The organism is Flavobacterium limnosediminis JC2902 (genome assembly GCF_000498535.1).
In the GTDB taxonomy this organism is placed as follows: Bacteria; Bacteroidota; Bacteroidia; order Flavobacteriales; family Flavobacteriaceae; genus Flavobacterium; species Flavobacterium limnosediminis.
This window is the reverse complement of the sequence record NZ_AVGG01000003.1, coordinates 184262-204410: the sequence shown is the minus strand read 5'-3', so window position 1 is coordinate 204410 and position 20149 is coordinate 184262. Positions and strand designations below refer to the sequence as shown.

Here is a 20149-nt window from a genome sequence, read left to right as displayed (position 1 = left end):
GTTTAATCCATGCAATTTAGGAAAAGTTTTTTTACAGAAATGAGTGCATGGTGGAGTATAACATTTTTCCTTTTTTTGATGGAAAATTAAGACTTTCTGATTACCACAGTTTTTATGTTCACGAATTCCTTAATGCCTTCTTCGGCGAGTTCCCTGCCATAGCCGGATTTTTTGATGCCACCGAAAGGCAAGCGCGGGTCGGATTTAACCATTTCGTTGATGAAAACGGCGCCTTCGTTAAACTCGCTGATGTGATTTCTGAGGGAAGCAACGTCTTCTGTAAAAATACAGACACCCAAACCGAATTCGGACTGGTTACTGATACTGATGGCTTCCTCAAGGGTTTCAAAGGAAATCAAAGCCGCTACAGGTCCGAAGGTCTCTTCTTTGAAAACCGGCATTTCTGTAGTGATATTGGTGAGTATGGTCGGTTCGTAGAAAGCGCCGTTCCGTTTTCCGCCCAAAAGCACTTTGGCGCCCATTTCTATTGATTTGTTCACCTGTTTTTCCAAATCCTCCGCCAAGTCCAGACGGGCGAGGGATCCGATTTGCGTTTCGGGATCCATTGGGTCACCGGTTTTGAGGTGGCTCAGGGCCTGTTTTAATTTTTCAGCAAATACATCAAAAACGGTTTCATGAATCAGGAAACGTTTTGCAGCGATGCAACTTTGTCCGGTGTTTTGCATGCGGGCGTTTACTGCCACAGCCACAGCCTTATCCAGATTGGCGTCTTCGCAAACGATGAAGGCGTTGCTGCCACCGAGTTCCAATAACGATTTCTTTAGATACTTTCCGGCCTGTGAGGCTACGGCACTGCCTGCGGCTTCACTTCCGGTGAGGGAAACGGCTTTGATTTGAGGATGCGCGATGACTTCGGCGACTTTATCGCTTGAAATATGAAGGTTTTGGTAAATACCGATGGGGAAACCGCTCTCGACAAACAAAGCTTCGATGCTTTCCGCGGATTGGGGTACGTTGCTCGCGTGTTTGACCATCACGACATTTCCCGCAATGATGGACGGAATCGCGAAGCGGAAGACCTGCCAGAAAGGAAAGTTCCAAGGCATAACACCCAACAATACACCCAATGGCTCGTAGGTGACGAAATTTTCGTGGCCTTCGTCGGTTGGAATGTGTTTGGTTTGCAGTAAGGTAATTGCGTTTTCACAATAATAGTCGCAGAGTACACCGCATTTGTCTACCTCGGCAAGGGATTGCGTGATGGGTTTGCCCATTTCCTGCGTGATGAGCGTGGCATGTTGTTCCCGATGCTCGTGCAGTGTGTTTTTCAGGTTTTGAATATGAGCGATGCGCTCGGCTATGGGGGTTTTCTTCCAATAGCGGAAGGCTTCCTCGGCCGTATTTATTTTTGTTTGCATGGCTGTACCGTTGTGAAAGGTAAAGTTATGGTTTTTGTGTGAAAGATGGGTTGGGTTTTTCGGACGCTCGGGGGTTAGTCGGGTTGTACTCGAGTTATACTCGGCTTTAATACGGCTTTAAGTCGGAGTAGTAGAAATTGGGGAATGGTTTTTTTGGATTGAATTTTGGGGAAGTTACGGGATGTTTTTTGGGAATTTTTAATTGGATTTAGCTTTAATAAAAAGGCCCTGATTTCATGATCAGGGCCTTTGCTTTTTAATTTTCACATATTGAGAATTGTATTTTTCAGCAACTTACTTTTTTATCACTTTAAGCGTTTTTCTTTCCTTGCCTTGTGTAATCAAAATAGTGTAAACTCCAGAAGGATATCCATTGCCCATTTGAAGTTTATCTTTTTCAATTGGCTTCAGTTCACGTTGTTCGAGTAGCCTTCCAATGCTGTCATAAACTTTTACGGTTATTGTTTCTTGATTTAGAGTAGGAATATCTAATGCGAAGTGCTCGCTGTATGGATTTGGAATTACTACTGTATTATCAATTGTGTAGACAGGGTGTGCAGTACCCAATGTGGTTACAGTGACTGTAATTGATACACAACCCGTGGTGTTATTAGGTCCTTCAGCCAAGACGTAATAGGTTGTGGTTACAGTAGGGGAAACGGTTAACGATGCGCCGGTACCCACTAAAGTGCCGCCGCACGAACCGGTATACCATTTGTACGTTGCTCCTTCACCCAAAGAGCCTCCTACTTGTGTAAGTGTAGTAGATTCTCCACTATTGATTGTTGTTGTGCCGCTGATTGTAATTGGAGCTGTTGTAATGCCTGACGCTGTACCATGTATTCTCGTTATTCTATTACGACCAGTGTTATTATACGATTTAAAAGCTCCACCGATAATGATTTTTCCATCGGGTTGAAGGGCGGCTGAATTAATAGAAGTGTCTACTCCAGTACCTGCATTAAAAGTGGCATCGAGTGATCCATCATTATTTAGGCGGGCAATCTGATTTATTGTGGTTCCGTTATAAGATGTGAAAGGTCCAAAAATGATTGTTTTTCCATCCGGTTGAAGAACGATGATTCCGATGTTATTGTTTACTCCCGAGCCGGTATTAAAACTAGTATCTAATGAACCATCTGTATTTAGGCGAGCAATGCGATTGCATGCGGTGTTGTTATAGGAGGTGAAATTCCCTGCAATAATAATTTTTCCATCAGGTTGCAAGATATTTATCAGTGTAGCATCTGTTCCTGTTCCTGAATTAAAGGTCGTGTCTAGCGAACCATCACTATTAAGGCGTGCTATGTGATTGCATATTGTGTTATTATATGATGTAAACAATCCACTAATAATGATTTTACCATCGGGCTGCAATGAGGCGCTTGTTATTGTGTTATTTGCCTCAGTACCCGAGTTAAAGGAAGTGTCTACTGACCCATCGTTATTCAGGCGGGCAATCGCACCGATATAGCCATTTAAACCACCACTGATAATCATTTTCCCATCAGGCTGCAAGGAGATGCTTGTTATTGGGCTATTCGGTCCGGGGCCCGGATCAAATGTATTATCTAATGTGCCATTACTATTGAGACGAGCAATATACCTGCGTGCTGTACCATTATAGGATGTAAATAGCCCTACAATAACGATTTTTCCATCAGGTTGTAATATGGCCTTAAGTATTGAGTTATTTGCCCCCATGCCTGGATTAAAGGTGTTGTCTAAGGAGCCATCGGAATTTACACGTGCGATACGAGTGAGAAGAACGTTGTTATAAGACTGAAACTCACCTGCAATAATAATTTTGCTATCGGATTGTATAGCGATGGAATAAACATTTTTATTGGCACCGCTACCTGGATTAAAGGTGTTGTCTACTGATCCATTGGAGTCCAAGCGAACCATATAGTTTCGCAATGTAGCGTTATATCCTGTGAAATAACCAGTTAGGATAACCTTTCCGTCGGGTTGTAAAATGGATGACATAATATTATTATTAGCTCCAACACCCGGATCGAAGGTAGTGTCCGGTGATCCATCGGGATTCAGGCGTGCGATATTGCTAGTGCCGCCATAGAATGCGAAATTCCCTCCAATAATTATTTTTCCGTCCGGTTGTAAGGTAGCTGTTAATATTTGTCCATCGACCAATCCCCCTGAATTAAACGAGTTATCTAAAGTGCCATCAGCATTTAAGCGGGCGATGCTATATCTTGGTGTATTGTTGTAGGACGAGAAATATCCAATAATAATGATTTTTCCATCGGGTTGTAGGGTAGTGCTCCATACAATAGAATCAGCTCCGGTGCCTGGATTAAACGTATTGTCTAATGTGGCATCAGCATTCAGGCGAGCAATGAAATTTTTCGTTGTACCATTATAGGATCTAAAAGACCCTCCAATAATGATTTTTCCGTTAGGTTGAAGCGTTATCGAGGTAACTTGATTATCTGTGCCGGTACCCGGATTAAAAGAAGAGTCCAATGACCCATCAGCGTTAAGACGAGCGATACGATTTCTCGTAGTACCATTATAGGATGTGAAATTTCCGCCAATAATTATTTTTCCGTCGGGCTGTAGTGTGGCGCTGCTTATCGAATTGTTTGCTCCAAAACCGGGATTAAAGGAACTGTCTATTGAACCGTCATTATTCAGGCGGGCAATCCTTACGGGTGTAAAATTTCCCACAATGATGATTTTTCCGTCTGGTTGCAGGGCGATTGAATTAATATAGTCATTCGCCGGAAAGACAGAATTAAAGGTGTTGTCCAGAGAGCCGTCCGTATTCAGACGAGCGATTCTGTTTCGTGCTGTACTATTATATTGTGTGAAGTTCCCGCCAATAATGATTTTTCCATCGGGTTGCAGAATGGTAGTTGTTGTATAGTGGTTAGGACCATCACCCATTCCAAAACCTGGATCATTGGGGTTGAAAGAGAGATCAATCGCTCCGGCCTGGGCATATCCAAAGAAGGAGACCAAGAGGCATACTAAAAGTGTAATTTTTTTCATTGGCAATTGTTATTTTTTTAAGGTTGTATGAAATTATCATAAACGCAAAAACTGTAAGTATTTTTCGTGGAAATTACTTAAAATTTCTAAGTAATTTAAAATTGGAGCGCTAAAAACACAAATCGGAATGATTATGTTAAATCGTCAGAAAGAGTTTGCAAGCTTTTTATGCAATAAGGATGTTGCCGATGAATGCCCAAAGTTGTATGCCGGGTTTGTTTTTTGGTTCTGATTTTCGAAGCCAATTTGATTGGTTTGGGGTATTAAAAAAAGTATGAAAATCTAATTATTCAAAACGATCAAAACAAAAGACCATCTAAAAATTACTTCTTAGATGGTCTTTTTTTAACAGTAAGTTGAAAAATATTTTTTAACGTACATAGATCCTGTCGCCAACTTTGACTTTGTTCAAGGTTATGAACTGAATAGTATGTGTTGTTACTTCATCATTTGATGATGTTGCGGTAAAAGTATTTCCGTCAAGAACGTACGTGCCACTTCCTGTATCGGTGTATGTCTCAAAAGTGTCAGCGGCATCCGTTTCAATGCTGCAATTAGAAGTTAAAATGGATTGATTGTAAAACCTGTATTTGTCTTGTTCAACAAATGAATAAGTGCCCTCGCCAATAACAAGTGTTTCATTCAGGACTGTATAGGATTGTGTAGCCACTGAAGGACAACTTGGTGATGTGAATAACTCTACGTATGTGCCCAAAGAAACGCCGTCTTCAAATGAAACAAGTGTCCATGTTCCTATTAATGATGCCTCTACAGTTACAGGGATATTTCCACTAAAGGAACTAAAACCATCATTATACGAAATATGTAAGTTAGTTCGAACGGGGAGAGTTGTTGGTGCTCCGTTTAGTTTCAATTTCAGATTTAACTGTCCGTTTGAGCTTAATGCTGCGGTGACAATTGACACATTGGGATCGTTTACGCTAAATTGAACGTTTTCCATAAAAGAATCATCGACAGGACTTACGACATCAGGATTGGAAGCCGGTAAAGCTTCTTGAGGCAAAGAGTCGAAATCGGTATGTTCTTCAGTGTTGGTTTGAGCGATTACCGGGTTGTTTTCGGCTACAATGTGATTGTACAAACTTATGCTGTTGAAGTATTGTACCGCTAATGGCTCTGTTTTTGAAGCATCGGAAGCGATTAATTTTCGTTCTTTAATATTGAAAGTTAATTCTTTGGCTATATTATCGGTTAAGATAATGTCCGGAGTTCTGTTAGCTGAAGAATGATTTTTGTTGCTGAACCATCCGGAAACTATTGTGGAAGTTTTATCGTAGATATTCTCCAATGCTTCTGTATTCGCTTTAACAGCTTTATATCCTGCGACTGCTAAAATTGCACAACCTAATACCGGTGAAGCTGCAACGCCTAAAGCTGCCACGCCTACCAATGCAATTGCTGCCACGTGTTTGTTAATGTGTATCTTGGTTTCTGTTACAGTATTCCTGCCGGTAATGTCGCTAAAATCGGTTAGGATTAGATGGTCAAATAACTGTTTGTTGGCTTTGTATAAAGTTGCGATAGATGCTTTTTCGGCGGCTGATGCATTGTTGTAGTGCGTGATTAATGTGTTTATTGCATTTTGAGCTGAAACAGCTTGTGGATCGTTTCCTAGGGTTTGAGCAAAAGTATTCAGGTTGGCAAATAGATCTACAACATTTTCATCGGCAGTCCCGGTTAAAACGGTAGGAGAAATGTCGTAATGAACAGTTGCGTTTGACAAACCAGGAATAATTAAATCGTGGGCGCCGGTCAATACTTCATTAGGCAGGTAAAAAGCCAGTGTGTGTTCGCCGGTCTGAACTAAATTTACAGGGATTCCTCCAATTGTTCCCTGATATTCAAACTGTGTCAGAGTGATGTTGTCAAAGGTGACCGTAACAATTTGTGAGCCGCTGATTGCTCCTCCTTCCTGAGTAATTGGGGCAGTTTGTTCTGTTGAATCCTCTTTAGAACATGAGATCATTGCAATGACCATAAGAAAGGTCATTATCTTAAATACTTTTGTCTTCATTTGTGTGTTATGGTGTTATTTTCATGAGCAAAGGAACAAAACTTATAAAACTTATAAAATCGCATAAATTCGTTTTTTGTTATTTTTTGTGAGTGACATTTCCTTTAGCGCTGTGTTGTTGTCTCGAGAGTGTCGCATTGTTGCAAAATTTTCGGTTTATTTTTTTGTCACACAAATTAGATTGCCAGATAAAAATTGTTTTGCTATCCCTCCGAAGGTGGAGAATAAAAAAAACTTGCTAAAGCAACTACCGTCTGGACACATCTCTAAAAAATAGTGTGCAGTTGATGCAGATTGGAAAGATTTGCACTGATTTTATATTCTTACTTAAAAGAACTTAGCCACGAATTCACTAATTTGTAAAAATTAATTTGTGAATTCGTGGCTAAAATTTTATTTAAATAGTCGCATCTAGACGGTAGGCAAAAGCAAGCGTCATAGTGTAACGAATAACCGTAAGCCTGTTTATTTTTTTTTCTTAGTGTCAAAGATAGACAGCACGAGCCCACCCATAACGGTTCCGTAGAGCGTACTGTTTACAGGGCTCGAGGTGATCGCACAGGAACCTTCGCAACCAAAGTACAGGAAATACAAATAACCTCCGACAGCACCAATGATACCGCCGGTCAGCCATAATAGCAGTGTTTTTTTATTCATCGGTAGATTTTGGAGTGGTATTCATTCCTAATAAGCTGTATAACGGGCAGAAACTTATAAAACTGGTTAACAGAAAAACAATTCCGATTCCCAAGGCTACAAAAGCCAATGTTCCGGTGATGGTTTCCGTGGCTACCAATACTGCTAAAATGAGGGCGATTCCGATGCGGATGAATTTGTCGCGTTTTCCCATGTTTGCTTTCATAATTGTTTTTTTATTTGGTTGTGCAACGTTAAAGTTAGTGAAATTTTTCTGGTTATTCTTCAGTTTTTTGAGGTTCTGTATAAGTCAGATAAGCTAATTTGAGTCTTTACGATTAACTGTACTGTCTGATTACACTGATCAAATCGTTCTTTGAGAGTACACCCGATTGCCGCCAAACCTGTTTTCCGTTTTTGAAGAGTAACATTGTAGGTACACCACGCACTTGAAACTGTGCGGCGATGGCCTGATTCTTATCGACGTCTATTTTTATTACCGATATGCTGTCGCCCAATTCGTCCTTCACTTGTTTGAGAATCGGGGAGAGGGTCTGACAGGGTCCGCACCAAGTGGCGAAAAAATCCACTAGTACGGGTTGGTCTTTGTTGATTATTTCTGAAAAGTTGCTCATTATTGTTTGTTTCTTTTTTGGGGAACGGCACAGCCTCGCGGCCCGCATCCGAAATTAAAGATGGCCTGCACAAGAAAAAAGGCCGCAAAAGCCATGAAAAACCATTCGTGGGTACGGATGGCCTCATATCCTAAAAGCAACGCCAAGGCCAAACGGAAATAGCGCATGAAGTGCCAGTTTTTAAATAATAGATTCATTGTCAATTTTTAATTACGATGTAAAAGTACGAAATTATGAAACGTTCGTTTGTAACTGATGTTACTTTGGAGGAGGGAGAAAATAGAGAATAGAAAATAGAGAATAGAGAATAGAAAATAGAGAATAGAAGCAAGAGGGATAAGAGATAAGAGAGAACGGATGAGGGATAGTTGTTTTTCTAAAATTTGCGGATGACTGAGGATTGTTGTAAGTCACCCCGCCCTTTGGAGAGAGAGGGGATTAAAGAGAATTTTGTTAGGAACGGATTTCGCTTAATTTTTGATCACCTTAAAAACGGCGGTTTCATCATCGCACCGAAGTTGAACGAAATAGATTCCGTTCGCAGCGGCTTCGAGTGAGATTTCGAATTCCTGTTGCGTTTCAAAGTTCCACTCCTTTATGGTTTTTCCTGTAAGGTCGGATACCCGGACTGTGGTTTTTTCGTAGGCATAGGGCAGTGTTACCTTAAAAATACCGGAACTGGGATTCGGATACAGTAGTACCGATTGAGCCAAAGCGGAATTGACACTAAGATACGTCTGACAGCCGGAAGTGCTTCGGCAGCCTCCAGCCGTGATAACGACCGCATAATTGCCGCTGACAGAAGGTGTAAACAGAGCATTGGTGGCTCCGGTGATGGGAGTGTTATGATTGTTGCAGTCTACCCATTGGTAGGAATCTGCCGAAGTGGTTGCTATAAGGGCATTTCCGATACGTGTTACGGTAACGGGAATGGGTCTGCACTCTTTATATTTGGCCAAAAACATATCGGATCCATTGATGGAAGTTAAGTTAAAGGTGGTTTCCGATGGGTCGAAATCGGATGTAAGCATGAAGGAGCCTGTTACAATCATTTCGCCATTGCTGTTCATTGCCATCGAACTGACGGTTTCATCCAGGAGACCTCCGGCTGTTTTGGCCCAGAGATAATTGCCGTTGATGTCGTATTTTGCTAAAAACAGATCTCTTCCGCCTAGGGTTGTGAAGGTAGTTCCGGGTATCACCGGATCAAAAGTGATAGTGGTGCCCGGACTTTGGTATTGTACGCCAAAATCTCCGGCAATAATCGGGTTGGCTTCACTGTCAAGGGCAATCGTGTTAACGTTGGGCATAGAACTGCCTGAAATTGGCTTTGCCCAAAGGTAGCTGCCATTGCTGTTGTATTTTGCAATAAAACTGTTTATGCTGCCTATGGAGGTCTGGATGGCAACATTTTCAGAAGGATCAAAATCGACACTTCCCACAAATTTTCCGCTCAGGTACAATTGACCGCTTTGATTTACGGCTATTGATTCGAATTCACCATAGTCCAAACCTGTAAAACCCTTCACCCAGATAAAATTACCATTGGTGTCGTATGCGGCGAAGTACATGGCATTCTGTCCTCCTGCCATCAGATTGGTTACGGCGGGCGACGGGTCAAAATCTACGGTGTCACTGAACGAGCCTGCGATAAAGATGTTTCCTGATGAAGTTGCATGCAACGCGTTTGATTTGTCATACCAATTGCCTCCTATGGCTTTAGCCCAAATGTAATTTCCCGAGGTGTTGTATTTTGCAAAGAAAATGTCCTGAAACTGAACTGCTGTCAGGACAGCGCTCGCAGCAGATGGATCGAAGTCCAAACTGTTGTAAAAATGACCCGAGATGTAGAGGTTACCATTACTGTCCGTAGCAATTGACTTTATAGTATTTGAATCGATATAGTTGCTGGTTTTTCCGATTGTTTTTGCCCATAGGTAATTTCCGTTACTGTCGTATTTTGCAATAAAAAGGTCGCCAAAACCGACAGATGTTAATGGTGCCGTATTGTTTGAAGGATCAAAGTCAACTGTTCCGAAGAAATATCCCGCGATGTACAGGTTGCCGTTCGCATCGGTGGTTGTGGATGACAACGACATGGTCTCACTATTGATTCCCTTGATTGATTTGACCCAGAGATAACTTCCTGTCGGGGTGTATTTGGCAATGAAAATATCATTACCGTCATTCTCGGATGTTAGGGTAGCAATTTGAGGAGAGGGATCGAAATCGATTTTTTGAGAAAAAGTTCCAGCGGCATAGATTGCGCCGGTGCTGTCTAAAGTCACTTTGTTTTCGTTCTCAGAGGAATTGCCGGTTGGGTATCCGCCAATTATTCCGGCATTAAGGAATGTGCCTTCAGAATTGTATTTTGCGATAAACACATCCATATTACCAACGGATGTCAGGTTTTGTGATGCCGGAGAAGGGTCGAAATCAGCAATGTTGCCGAAATTACCGGTAATATTTATATTTCCTCCAACGTCCAATTTTATGGCAGAAAGGTATTCGTTGTCTGTTCCGCCGATGCTTTTGGCCCACAGGTAATCTCCGTTTGGATTGTATTTGGCTATAAAGAAATCCCTACTGCCGAGAGCGGTTAGGTTAGCTGTAGTTGTTGAGGGATCGAAATCCACGGTCTCCTGGAAATTTCCTGCGATATAAATTTGTCCGCCAGGGTTGATGCTGATGTTTTGGAAATCGAATTTGTAAAGTTCATCCGCTCCGTTGATGGCTTTAGTCCATAGGTAGTTTCCATTAGTGTCGTACTTGGTGATAAAGAAATTCACCACGCTGATGGCAGCGATTGTGTCTCTCGCGCCCGACGGATTGAAGTTGACGGTGCCTGAAAAGAAACCAATGGCGTGAATTTGTCCGTTGAGACCTACAGCTACAGCGCTGGTGCTGACACTGGCGTCGGTTCCTCCCATGCTTTTGGCCCAGAGGTAATTTCCGTTGGTGTCGTATTTGGCGATATAACCGTCAAAATTGTCTGTGCTGAGTGCGGTTAAATTTGCAGTGGCTGGAGAAGGATCGAAATCGACCGTACCGAAGAAGTCACCGATCAGGATAATTTGTCCGGAAGCATTGACAGTCATATTTATTAAGTTCTGGGTTGATGTTCCGCTTAAGGCTTTCACCCATAAAAAATCTCCCTCCGGATTGTATTTTGCCACAAAGTAAGCACTGCTTGTTCCTGAACTTCCTGACGGGAATGTTTCCGTGGCTTCTGATGGGTCAAAATCGGCTGGCTGAAGTACAAAACCTGCTAAATACATATTTCCGGTGCTGTCTAAGGAGAGTGCGATAGGGTAGTTGTGTCTGTTTCCGGGAATGGCGAAAGCCCACAGGTAATTTCCTTCGGAATCGTATTTTGCCAAAAACATAGCATTTTGGATAGTGGTGTCTAGGTTTACAACGGCTTCCGAAGGGTCGAAATCGAAAAGGCTGCCCATATAGCCAGAAAGGATGATGTTTCCGTTGTTGTCTAAACTGATTGTTAGCGGACTGTCTCCGCCGTAAAAAGTGTCGGGTCCGCCAATGGTTTTTACCCACAGCAAATTTCCGTTGGGATCGTATTTGGCAAAGTAAATATCGCCGGAATCGTTGTCATAATACAAATCCTTATAAGTGGCCGTTAGGTTAAAAGTGTTAGGTGAAGGATCAAAATCTGTGGTCATCTGAAACCTTCCTGCGATGTAACGGTTTCCTGCAACATCTGTTACAATAGTCTTACCGGTGACTTCACCTGCATTTGGGAATTGGTCTGCTGCGCTTAAGGCCCATTGTAGCTGCGGGGCGGTTTGTCCGTACGTTCTATCTGTTACTCCTGTTGCCAATAACCAGATAAATAAGTATAAGTTTCTCATATCCAGTAATTTAATGTGTATAAAGGTATGAAAAATTGAAATCGGTTAAGTGTTAAAAAAGGGCATAAATACAACTAAATGAGGGGTTTGTGGTTTAGCTGTGTTTTAAGCCGGGAATTTTGCAGATTGTCGATTATTCATGACAGAGTATAAAATTCTTCCTTTTTAGTCTAACGAATATTTATGCTTAATTTTCATCGCTCCACAGGTTTTGGACTTGATCCAGAATCATTGGACAATTCTTTAGAAAGTAGAGAATAAAAAAAAGCCCGACATTGCTGTCAGGCTTTTAAAAGCTCCCCCTCTTGGGCTCGTCCCGATAGCTATCGGGACAAGGACCCTCTGATTAGGTGTATTTTTCCAGAAGTTTCTGGGTTATTTCAGGAAAGGTATTTAGATTTTGAATGAACTTTTTGCTTTTCATGGCTTTGATGTGTTTTTCGATTTTTCTTGCTTGGTTGATGTCTTTGCAGTTTATTTTGTAGAATAGTATCCAGTCATCTGCTATTTTGGTATGGGAGTTCTTGAATTCTTTTGACAAATGCCATTGAAGTCGAATTTCGAGATCAGAAGTCTCTCCAATATAAAAAGTGTCTTTTTGTGGTGAAAGAAGAATATAAACGTAGTGCATGGCTTGTATTTTTTACTAATATAAAACAAAAAAGCCCGACATTGCTGTCAGGCTTTTTTTGCTCCCCCTCTTGGGCTCGAACCAAGGACCCTCTGATTAACAGTCAGATGCTCTAACCAACTGAGCTAAGGAGGAAACTGTAATTTTTATGTATAGAACTTTTTTAAAAGATATAAAAAGCCACTCTTGCGAATGGCTTTTTTTGCTCCCCCTCTTGGGCTCGAACCAAGGACCCTCTGATTAACAGTCAGATGCTCTAACCAACTGAGCTAAGGAGGAAGGTGTGTTACCTTTAATGCGGTGCAAATATAAGCTGAAATTTTATACTCGCAAATAAAAAATTAAAAAATTTTATAAAAGTTTATCGACCACCAATTGGTAAATGTCGTTACCGAAGGTTAATGCCATTAGTGTCAGTAAGATAATCATTCCTGCAGTCTGTACATGACCCATCGCTTTTTCGCTTAAAGTTTTGCCGGTTATCATTTCGGCAATGGTAAACAGGGCATGACCACCGTCCAATCCCGGAATCGGTAACAGATTCATGAAGGCCAATCCGATCGAAAATAAAGCCGTGAAGTTCCAGATAAATTCCCAGTTCCAGGTGTCCGGAAGGGCACGGGCAATACCCACAGGACTTTTTACGTGTTTGTAAGCTTCGGTTTTAGGGCGTAAAATCAACTTGAACTGTTTTACGTTATAAATCAGTAACTGCCAGGATTCTTTCACCGCTTCGGGGAAAGCTTCACCAAGGCTTAGTTTGTTTACGATTTCATAGCTTGGCTGGTTTTTGGAGGCCAATCCGAATCCAAGTTTGCCATCACTGCCCACGTGAGCCGGTAATGCCATTTTTTTGGAATCCCTGATGATGTTCAGTGTTATGTCTTTGTCTGCCGATTTTTTCAGTTCCGATTTGAATTCGGAAAATTGTTTGAATTCCTTATTGTCAAAACCAGTGATGATGTCGTTTTTTTGAACCTTTGCTTTCTCCGCTTCTGAACCCGAAACCACTTCATTTACAAAAGAGTCAGTCATTTCAAGTGACGGACCGAAGAATACGGTTTCCCCAAATCCGACATTTCCGTCCTTATCCACAGGAAGGGCAAGTGTTACTGGAGTTTCGTTTCTTAAAACAGTCAACTGAACGGTTTGGTTCTTGTGTTTTTTCAATTCATCCGTCAGCTGGTCGAAATAAAAAAACGACTTGTTTCCAAAGGCTTTTATCTGATCTCCTGCCATAAATACAGAAGGCTTGTTTTTAACCGGAGTAACACTGTCGATGATAACCTGAGATAATTGATTTCTTGCGCCCACAAATCCACGCCCTTCTTTCGATAGAATTTCCGCCTTGTGCTCATCAGTTAAAACGATGGTTTTCTTTTCTCCGTTTCTTTCAATTTCGATATTGTCACCCAATAACGCGTCTAAGACCAATCGGTTAAAGCGCGCCTGATGTACCCCGTCAACAGAAAGAATCCTATCACCGTTTTGGAAACCCGCATGCAATCCGGTTTCTCCAAAAGACAATCCGTTCTTCTGGATTTTTTCTGTGGAAACGTATTTTTGTCCGTATGTTGTATAGACTACAGTATACAGAAACCAGGCTAAAAGAATATTGACGATAATGCCGCCCAACATGATAATCAGACGTTGCCAGGCTGGTTTAGAACGGAATTCCCAAGGTTGTGGTTCCTGTTTCATCTGTTCCATGTCCATGCTTTCATCTACCATTCCGGCCAGTTTCACATAGCCTCCGATGGGAAGCCATCCGATTCCCCATTCGGTATCGCCTATTTTTTTCTTCAGTAATGAAAAACCGGCATCCATGAAAAGATAGAATTTTTCCACTCTTACTTTGAACATTCTGGCGGTGATATAGTGACCGAATTCGTGTAGAATTACCAATACCGATAATATGAAAAGGATTTGCCCTACTTGTATCATTTTTAGCTATGTGTTTTATTATAAACGACAAAAGTAAGGTTTTCACCTTACTTTTTATCATGTTATTTGGGTTTGCCTATTTTTTTATAAAATTTTTATGAATTACTCCTTCAGAGGTTGTAATTTTAACGATGTGAACACCGTCGGACAGCGCGCTTACGCTGAATTCGGCATTAGTTTCTGTTGCTGTCAATTGTCCGAGAGAATTGTAAATTTCAGCTTTTTCAAGTTGAATTGTTGCAGGCAGTTGAATGGCGATTCTGTCGTTTGAAGGGTTAGGATACAAACTGATAATCTGATCCAATTCGAATGAGCTATTTCCGAGTGTGGCTGTGCTGTTTTTGGAGATAATATGTTTATTAGGGTCAAAAAGTATTCCGGTTGGTGTGAACGGTGCGGTAACGAGAAATTGTTGACCATTACTGGTGTTGTTTAAAATTGCATCATAGGTTTGTCCTCCTGCACCTGTAAGACGTATCGGCACCGGTGCCTCAAAAAAAGGTACCGAAATGTGCGAACTGGTCTGGTTAAGAGTGATTCGCAACTGATTGCCACCTAAATTTTGTGCGTTTACCGTATAAGTCGGATACCCCTGCATGTAAATCCAGTCGTTAAAGAATTCGGTCAGATTTATGCCCGAAACTGTTTCCATATGAGCTTTGAATTGCGGGGTTGTTGCATAACCGTATGCCAGAGCCGGATCGTTTAAATAGTTGCGAAGACCCTGAAAAAAGTTGGTGTCCCCGATTTTATTGCGCAGCATATGGGTGACCATCGAACCTTTATCATAAGAGATTCTTGAGCTGAAAATTCGGTTAACATCCTCTGACTGAGTATCCGATAAATATAAGTTGCCATTCGGTTGAGAGGTGATGTTGTTTATTTTGTTGGTTTTCCATGAGACAAAATTAGATGCACCGTCCAAATTTTCCACGACCAATCCCGACATGTATTCGGTAATCCCTTCGTTCAACCAAATATCTTTCCAGGTACCGCAGGTTACCTTATCGCCAAACCATTGATGAGCCATTTCATGGGCAATCAGGCCTCTGTTCCATCCACCCATAAAAGATACTGTGGTGTGTTCCATTCCGCCACCCCAGCCAAATTGGGCATGTCCGTATTTTTCATTTCTAAACGGATAGGGGCCTACCAGTGACTCGAATAAATTGATGATAGCCGGAGTGATTGCCAAACTTGTCTGTGTCGATGATGCGGTTTCAGGGTAAATATAATTTACGATTGGGAAGTAAGGGCTTGCTGTTGTGCCTAACCCTCCCTGTTGGTTGTATACTTGATAGTTGGTTGCGGCTATTGCTACCAAATAGGCCGGAATAGGATAGTCGTGATGAAAATGCGTGGTTTTGTTCGCTCCGTTGATGGTTTGAGATTGCTCCAGACCGTTTGAAACGCTGGTGTATGCGGATGGGGCTGTGATGTACACGTCCATATTTGCGACTTTATCGTTTAAGTCCTGTTTGCAGGGCCACCAGTCTCTGGCACCGAAAGGTTCTGACAAAGTCCACAGGACAGGTGTTCCGTTGTGTGTACTTGTTGTAAATGCCTGTTCACCTGTTGCAGGCGCTCCGGAATAAGTAATTGTAACGGTAGCTGAATTTCCTGCTGTTACTGTGGCAGGAAGCGTTATAACCAGTTCGTTATTCGCGTTTTGTACAAAAGTTAGGTTTGTAATACCTTGTTTTACGCTGCTCACCGTCAGCTGGTTGGTTAAGTCAAAAGTCACGGTCGACATGTTTGATATAGCCGTAAATGTAGTAGTGACAACTCCTGAAATGAAGTATACTGCCGGGTCTACGGTGAATTCCAGCTTATGATAGGTTATGTCGTAATTCTGGGTATTTGGATTGATTCTGAAATTCATCGTTTTTGAGGCCGATTTCATTTCCGCTTCAATCATGCGATGGTATTCTTCGTCATGGGTTTGTGAAAAACCGGTGTAGGTTACGAGTAATGCAAAAAGTAGGGCAAACTTTTTCATATTTCTAAAAATTTTTGCCAAATATAGAAATTAATTTAACACTAATCGATGTATTTGTGATTTTTACAAAAAAGCAAAAAGTTGATTCTGACCCGAAAGCGAATTCGCCTTAATTTGAGGTTTATTCTTTGATTATTCTATTCTTAAATACTCCGGCAGAGGTACTTACGAATATCGAATAGATACCGTTTGAAAGATTAGTGGTGTTTATCTTCGGATCATGTTCCGTTTGAATCAGCTGTCCCAGAATATTGAATATTTCCACTTTTTCCAATTCTGTGTTTACAGGAAGTTTTATGGTTATTAAGTCTTTGCAAGGGTTCGGATAAATTGAAAAGCCAATATTGTCCGGTTTTACTTCTGCGGTACTGTTTCTGGAAATGATATTCTTTTCGGGATCGAACTGTATCCGGATAACTCTGAATGGTACGTTGATAATGAATTCCTGGGCGTTTGTCGTGTTGTCCAGAATGAGATCCTGTGTCTGTCCTTCTTCGCCGAATAATCTTACGGGAACCGGCATTTCAAAAAACGGAACAGAAGGATGCGAAGTGGTCTGACTGATGATTATTTTTGCCAGACCGGCACCCCAGTTTTCGGCTGTGACTGCGTAAATCGGATAGCCTTCTTTGTAGATCCAATCGTTAAAAAAGTCTGTAAAATCCATGTTTGAAACTGCCTCCAGATGGGTTTTTAATTGAGGTGTTGTTGCGTACCCGTAAGCTAAAACCGGGTCGTTCAGGTAATTGCGCATGGCCTGGAAGAAATTAGCATCACCCATTTTAAACCGTATCATATTGGTTACCATAGAACCTTTATTGTATGTGAGTCTGTAATCAAAAATCCGGTTGACATTGTTTAGTTGCTCTTCGGTCAGATATAAATTCCCGCCGGGTTGAGATGTGATATGACTGGTTTTATTGGTCTTCCAGGTTAAGAAACTGGCTGGACCGTCCATGTTTTCAATGATCAGTCCCGATAAATATTCGGTAATACCTTCGTTCAGCCAGATGTCTTTCCAACTGCCGCAGGTAACCTTGTTTCCAAACCAGTGGTGTGCCATTTCATGCGAAATCAAATCCCTGTTCCATCCGCCCATAAAGGAAACGGTTGTGTGTTCCATACCACCGCCCCATCCAAATTGTGCGTGTCCGTATTTTTCATTCCGGAACGGGTAAGGTATGAAAAGAGATTCGAAGGTATTCATGATTCCCGGGGTAACGGACAAACTGCTCTGTGTGGATGCAGCCGATTCGGGATAAATGTAATTGACGATTGGGAAAAAGGGACTTGCCGCTGTTCCTAAGCCTCCCTGTTGGTTGTATATCTGGTAATTTGTCACCGCTATGGCAATAAGATAAGCCGGAATGGGATAGCCATGGTGAAAATGGGTGGTTTTGTTCGTGCCGTTTATGGTTTGCGATTGCTCCATACCGTTTGAAACACTTGTATATTGCGAAGGCGCCGTTATGTACACGTCAATATTGTTCACTTTGTCATTCAGATCCTGTTTGCAAGGCCACCAGTCTTTGGCTCCGTAAGGTTCGGATAGCGTGAATAATGCGGGTATGCCGTTGTGCGTGTGCGTTGTGAAGGCCTGCTCTTCAGTTGACGGTGCTCCGGAATATGTAATTGCAACAGTCTCCGAATTTCCCGTTGTTACGGTAGTCGGGAGAGTTATGATCAATTCGTGATTTGTGTTTTGTGTAAAGGAGAGGTTTGTCAATCCCAGCATTACACTACTTACTGTTAATCGATTGGTTAAATCAAAGGTTACGGTTTGCATGTCCGATAGCGCCGTAAAAGTTGTGGTGACTCTTCCTTCAACGAAATATACGGCCGGATCAACCGTAAATTCCAGTTTGTGATAAGTGATGTCGTAGTTTTGGGTGTTGGGGTTTTTTCTGAAATTCATTTTTCCCGAAGCCGCTTTCATTTCAGCGTGAACCAAAGCAGGGTGGTTATTTTCGTTTTCTTGTGAAAAACCAAGTACGGATATCAGGAGCGCTATGAACAGGGTGATTTTTTTCATCGGATAATCGGAAATTTATCAAATTTAGGAAATAATTTAATTCCTGAGTGTGGTTTTCCGGATATTGACAGAGGGTTGAAACGCATTCTGTTCAACTTTCGCGGTTTGCTGTTCAATTAATCAAACAATTCCTTAAATTTGCTCTCTTTAAAAATCAAAACGTATGTTACAGATAGCTTTTATCAGGGAAAACCAGGAACAAGTAATCCAGGCTTTGGCAAAAAGAAATTTAGATGCTAAAGAAATGGTGGCGACAGTGGTGGCATTGGACGAAAAACGTCGTGCAACCCAAGTGGAATTGGATAACATTTTGGCAGAATCGAATAAACTATCCAAAGACATTGGTTCGATGATGAAAAGTGGCGAAAAAGCCAAAGCGGAGATTTTAAAGGAAAAATCGACACAACTGCGTGAAAAAGGGAAAGAACTTACCGAGGCATTGAACACGGTTTCAGAAGAACTGACACAGGAGTTATACAAATTGCCCAATACACCTGCGGATATCGTTCCGGAAGGGAAAACACCGGACGACAACCTGAATATTTTTCAGGAAGGCGATATCCCGGTTTTACATGAAGGTGCTTTACCGCATTGGGATCTGATTAAAAAATATGATATCGTTGATTTCGAATTGGGTACGAAAATAACCGCACCCGGATTTCCGGTATACAAAGGAAAAGGAGCAAAGTTGCAACGCGCTTTAATTTCTTATTTCTTAGATAAAAATACCGATGCCGGTTACCGCGAGTATCAGGTGCCTCATTTGGTAAATGAAGCTTCAGGATACGGAACGGGACAATTGCCTGACAAAGAAGGACAAATGTATCATGATGCCAAAGACGATTTGTACCTGATTCCAACCGCTGAGGTGCCGGTGACAAATATTTTCAGGGATGTGATTTTACAGGAAAACGAATTGCCGGTTCTGGCAACAGCATATACGCCTTGTTTCAGAAGAGAAGCGGGTTCTTGGGGCGCGCACGTTCGCGGACTGAACCGTTTGCATCAGTTTGATAAAGTGGAAATCGTTCGCATCGAACATCCGGATAAATCACACGAGGCTTTAGACGGCATGGTGGAACACGTGAAAGTATTATTACAGGAACTGAAATTGCCGTACCGAATTTTACGTCTTTGTGGTGGTGATATGGGCTTCGCATCCGCCTTAACGTACGATTTTGAGGTGTTCTCCACAGCGCAGGACCGTTGGTTGGAAATTTCATCAGTATCGAACTTTGAAACCTTTCAGGCCAATCGCTTGAAACTGCGTTTTAAAGGAAAAGACGGAAAAACCCAGTTGGCACATACCCTAAACGGAAGTTCATTGGCCTTACCGCGTGTATTGGCGGGAATCTTGGAAAATTACCAGACACCGGAAGGAATCGTGATTCCCGAAGTGTTGCGTAAGTACACCGGATTCGATATTATTGATTAATACGATTTGTGTTATAATGCAAAAGCAGGCTGAGAGGCCTGCTTTTGTTTTTATAGTGGGTTTTATTTTTACTCAACTGTGGCAACATCCAACCCGACACCCAAAACATTTGGTAAATAAGGGCCCGGAAAAGTATTGGAAACGGTCAGTTTGTAATTTCCTTTTATGAGTCTTGTTTTTTCTTTGATTTTGAACTGCAAATCGCAAATGTCCCCAAGACAATCGCCTAATTCTTTCCCGGAACTGTCCTTTATTTTCAAGTCAACGGTAAAATTTTCTTTTTTTCCGGACGGATCCGTAATTGTGAAATCCAACGGAACAGATGCAAACTGATAGTCGTACACGTGACTGAATCTGAAAATCAGATCGTATGATTTCGTGTCATCGGTAATTGTGAAGTTGTAGGTTTTTGCATCGGTCTGGCCCCATCGGTTATCGGAAAAATCTTTATCCAATTTACTGTAAATGTCCGCTTTGTTGCAGGAAACCAAAAGTGCTGTGAGGCTGATCAGGAATAATGTTTTTATAGTCATACTTAG

13 protein-coding genes and 2 tRNA genes are annotated in these 20149 nt (G+C 41.7%); 1 reads left to right on the top strand and 14 read right to left on the bottom strand.

The genetic code is table 11. The features are described 5' to 3' along the window. Positions 1-86: 86 nt before the first annotated feature. The 13 genes from FLJC2902T_RS05465 to FLJC2902T_RS05400 all read right to left on the bottom strand — a co-directional run bounded on the left by FLJC2902T_RS05465 (position 87) and on the right by FLJC2902T_RS05400 (position 18175). Positions 87-1379, bottom strand: a complete 1293-nt coding sequence (locus FLJC2902T_RS05465; RefSeq protein ID WP_023578775.1) for an NAD-dependent succinate-semialdehyde dehydrogenase — start codon at positions 1377-1379, stop codon at positions 87-89. Between the two features lie 294 nt (positions 1380-1673). Continuing rightward, entirely contained in the window at positions 1674-4364 is a 2691-nt protein-coding gene (locus FLJC2902T_RS05460) for an Ig-like domain-containing protein (protein WP_162147673.1), read from the bottom strand. Between the two features lie 400 nt (positions 4365-4764). Then, entirely contained in the window at positions 4765-6429 is a 1665-nt protein-coding gene (locus FLJC2902T_RS05455; RefSeq protein ID WP_035677371.1) for a hypothetical protein, read from the bottom strand. A gap of 649 nt (positions 6430-7078) precedes the next feature. Next, positions 7079-7291: a YgaP family membrane protein gene (locus FLJC2902T_RS05445; RefSeq protein ID WP_023578771.1), complete on the bottom strand. Its 213-nt coding sequence runs from the start codon at positions 7289-7291 to the stop codon at positions 7079-7081. 112 nt (positions 7292-7403) lie between these two features. Beyond that, positions 7404-7700 carry a thioredoxin gene (trxA, locus tag FLJC2902T_RS05440; protein ID WP_035677364.1) on the bottom strand — a complete coding sequence of 99 codons (297 nt, stop codon included), beginning with the start codon at positions 7698-7700 and terminating at the stop codon, positions 7404-7406. Beyond that, entirely contained in the window at positions 7700-7897 is a 198-nt protein-coding gene (locus tag FLJC2902T_RS05435; protein ID WP_023578769.1) for a hypothetical protein, read from the bottom strand. Before FLJC2902T_RS05435 ends, trxA begins: the two co-directional genes overlap by 1 nt. A gap of 273 nt (positions 7898-8170) precedes the next feature. Next, the gene (locus FLJC2902T_RS05430) at positions 8171-11569 is read right to left on the bottom strand and encodes a T9SS type A sorting domain-containing protein (protein WP_023578768.1); all 3399 of its coding nucleotides are present in this window, start codon (positions 11567-11569) and stop codon (positions 8171-8173) included. Between the two features lie 346 nt (positions 11570-11915). Beyond that, positions 11916-12200: a GIY-YIG nuclease family protein gene (locus FLJC2902T_RS05425; protein WP_023578767.1), complete on the bottom strand. Its 285-nt coding sequence runs from the start codon at positions 12198-12200 to the stop codon at positions 11916-11918. A 61-nt stretch (positions 12201-12261) separates the two neighbouring features. Next, a tRNA-Asn gene (locus FLJC2902T_RS05420) sits at positions 12262-12335 on the bottom strand. Between the two features lie 70 nt (positions 12336-12405). Next, a tRNA-Asn gene (locus tag FLJC2902T_RS05415) sits at positions 12406-12479 on the bottom strand. A gap of 72 nt (positions 12480-12551) precedes the next feature. Then, positions 12552-14144: a site-2 protease family protein gene (locus FLJC2902T_RS15740; protein WP_023578766.1), complete on the bottom strand. Its 1593-nt coding sequence runs from the start codon at positions 14142-14144 to the stop codon at positions 12552-12554. A 76-nt stretch (positions 14145-14220) separates the two neighbouring features. Further along, positions 14221-16143: a M1 family aminopeptidase gene (locus tag FLJC2902T_RS05405; protein WP_023578765.1), complete on the bottom strand. Its 1923-nt coding sequence runs from the start codon at positions 16141-16143 to the stop codon at positions 14221-14223. A 121-nt stretch (positions 16144-16264) separates the two neighbouring features. Then, entirely contained in the window at positions 16265-18175 is a 1911-nt protein-coding gene (locus FLJC2902T_RS05400) for a M1 family aminopeptidase (RefSeq protein ID WP_023578764.1), read from the bottom strand. 163 nt (positions 18176-18338) lie between these two features. On the opposite strand from FLJC2902T_RS05400, the gene serS reads away from it, so the two are divergent. After that, entirely contained in the window at positions 18339-19610 is a 1272-nt protein-coding gene (serS, locus tag FLJC2902T_RS05395) for a serine--tRNA ligase (protein WP_023578763.1), read from the top strand. A 68-nt stretch (positions 19611-19678) separates the two neighbouring features. Here serS and FLJC2902T_RS05390 read toward each other — a convergent pair whose 3' ends face one another. Further along, positions 19679-20143: a gliding motility lipoprotein GldH family protein gene (locus FLJC2902T_RS05390; protein WP_023578762.1), complete on the bottom strand. Its 465-nt coding sequence runs from the start codon at positions 20141-20143 to the stop codon at positions 19679-19681. Positions 20144-20149 lie beyond the last annotated feature (6 nt).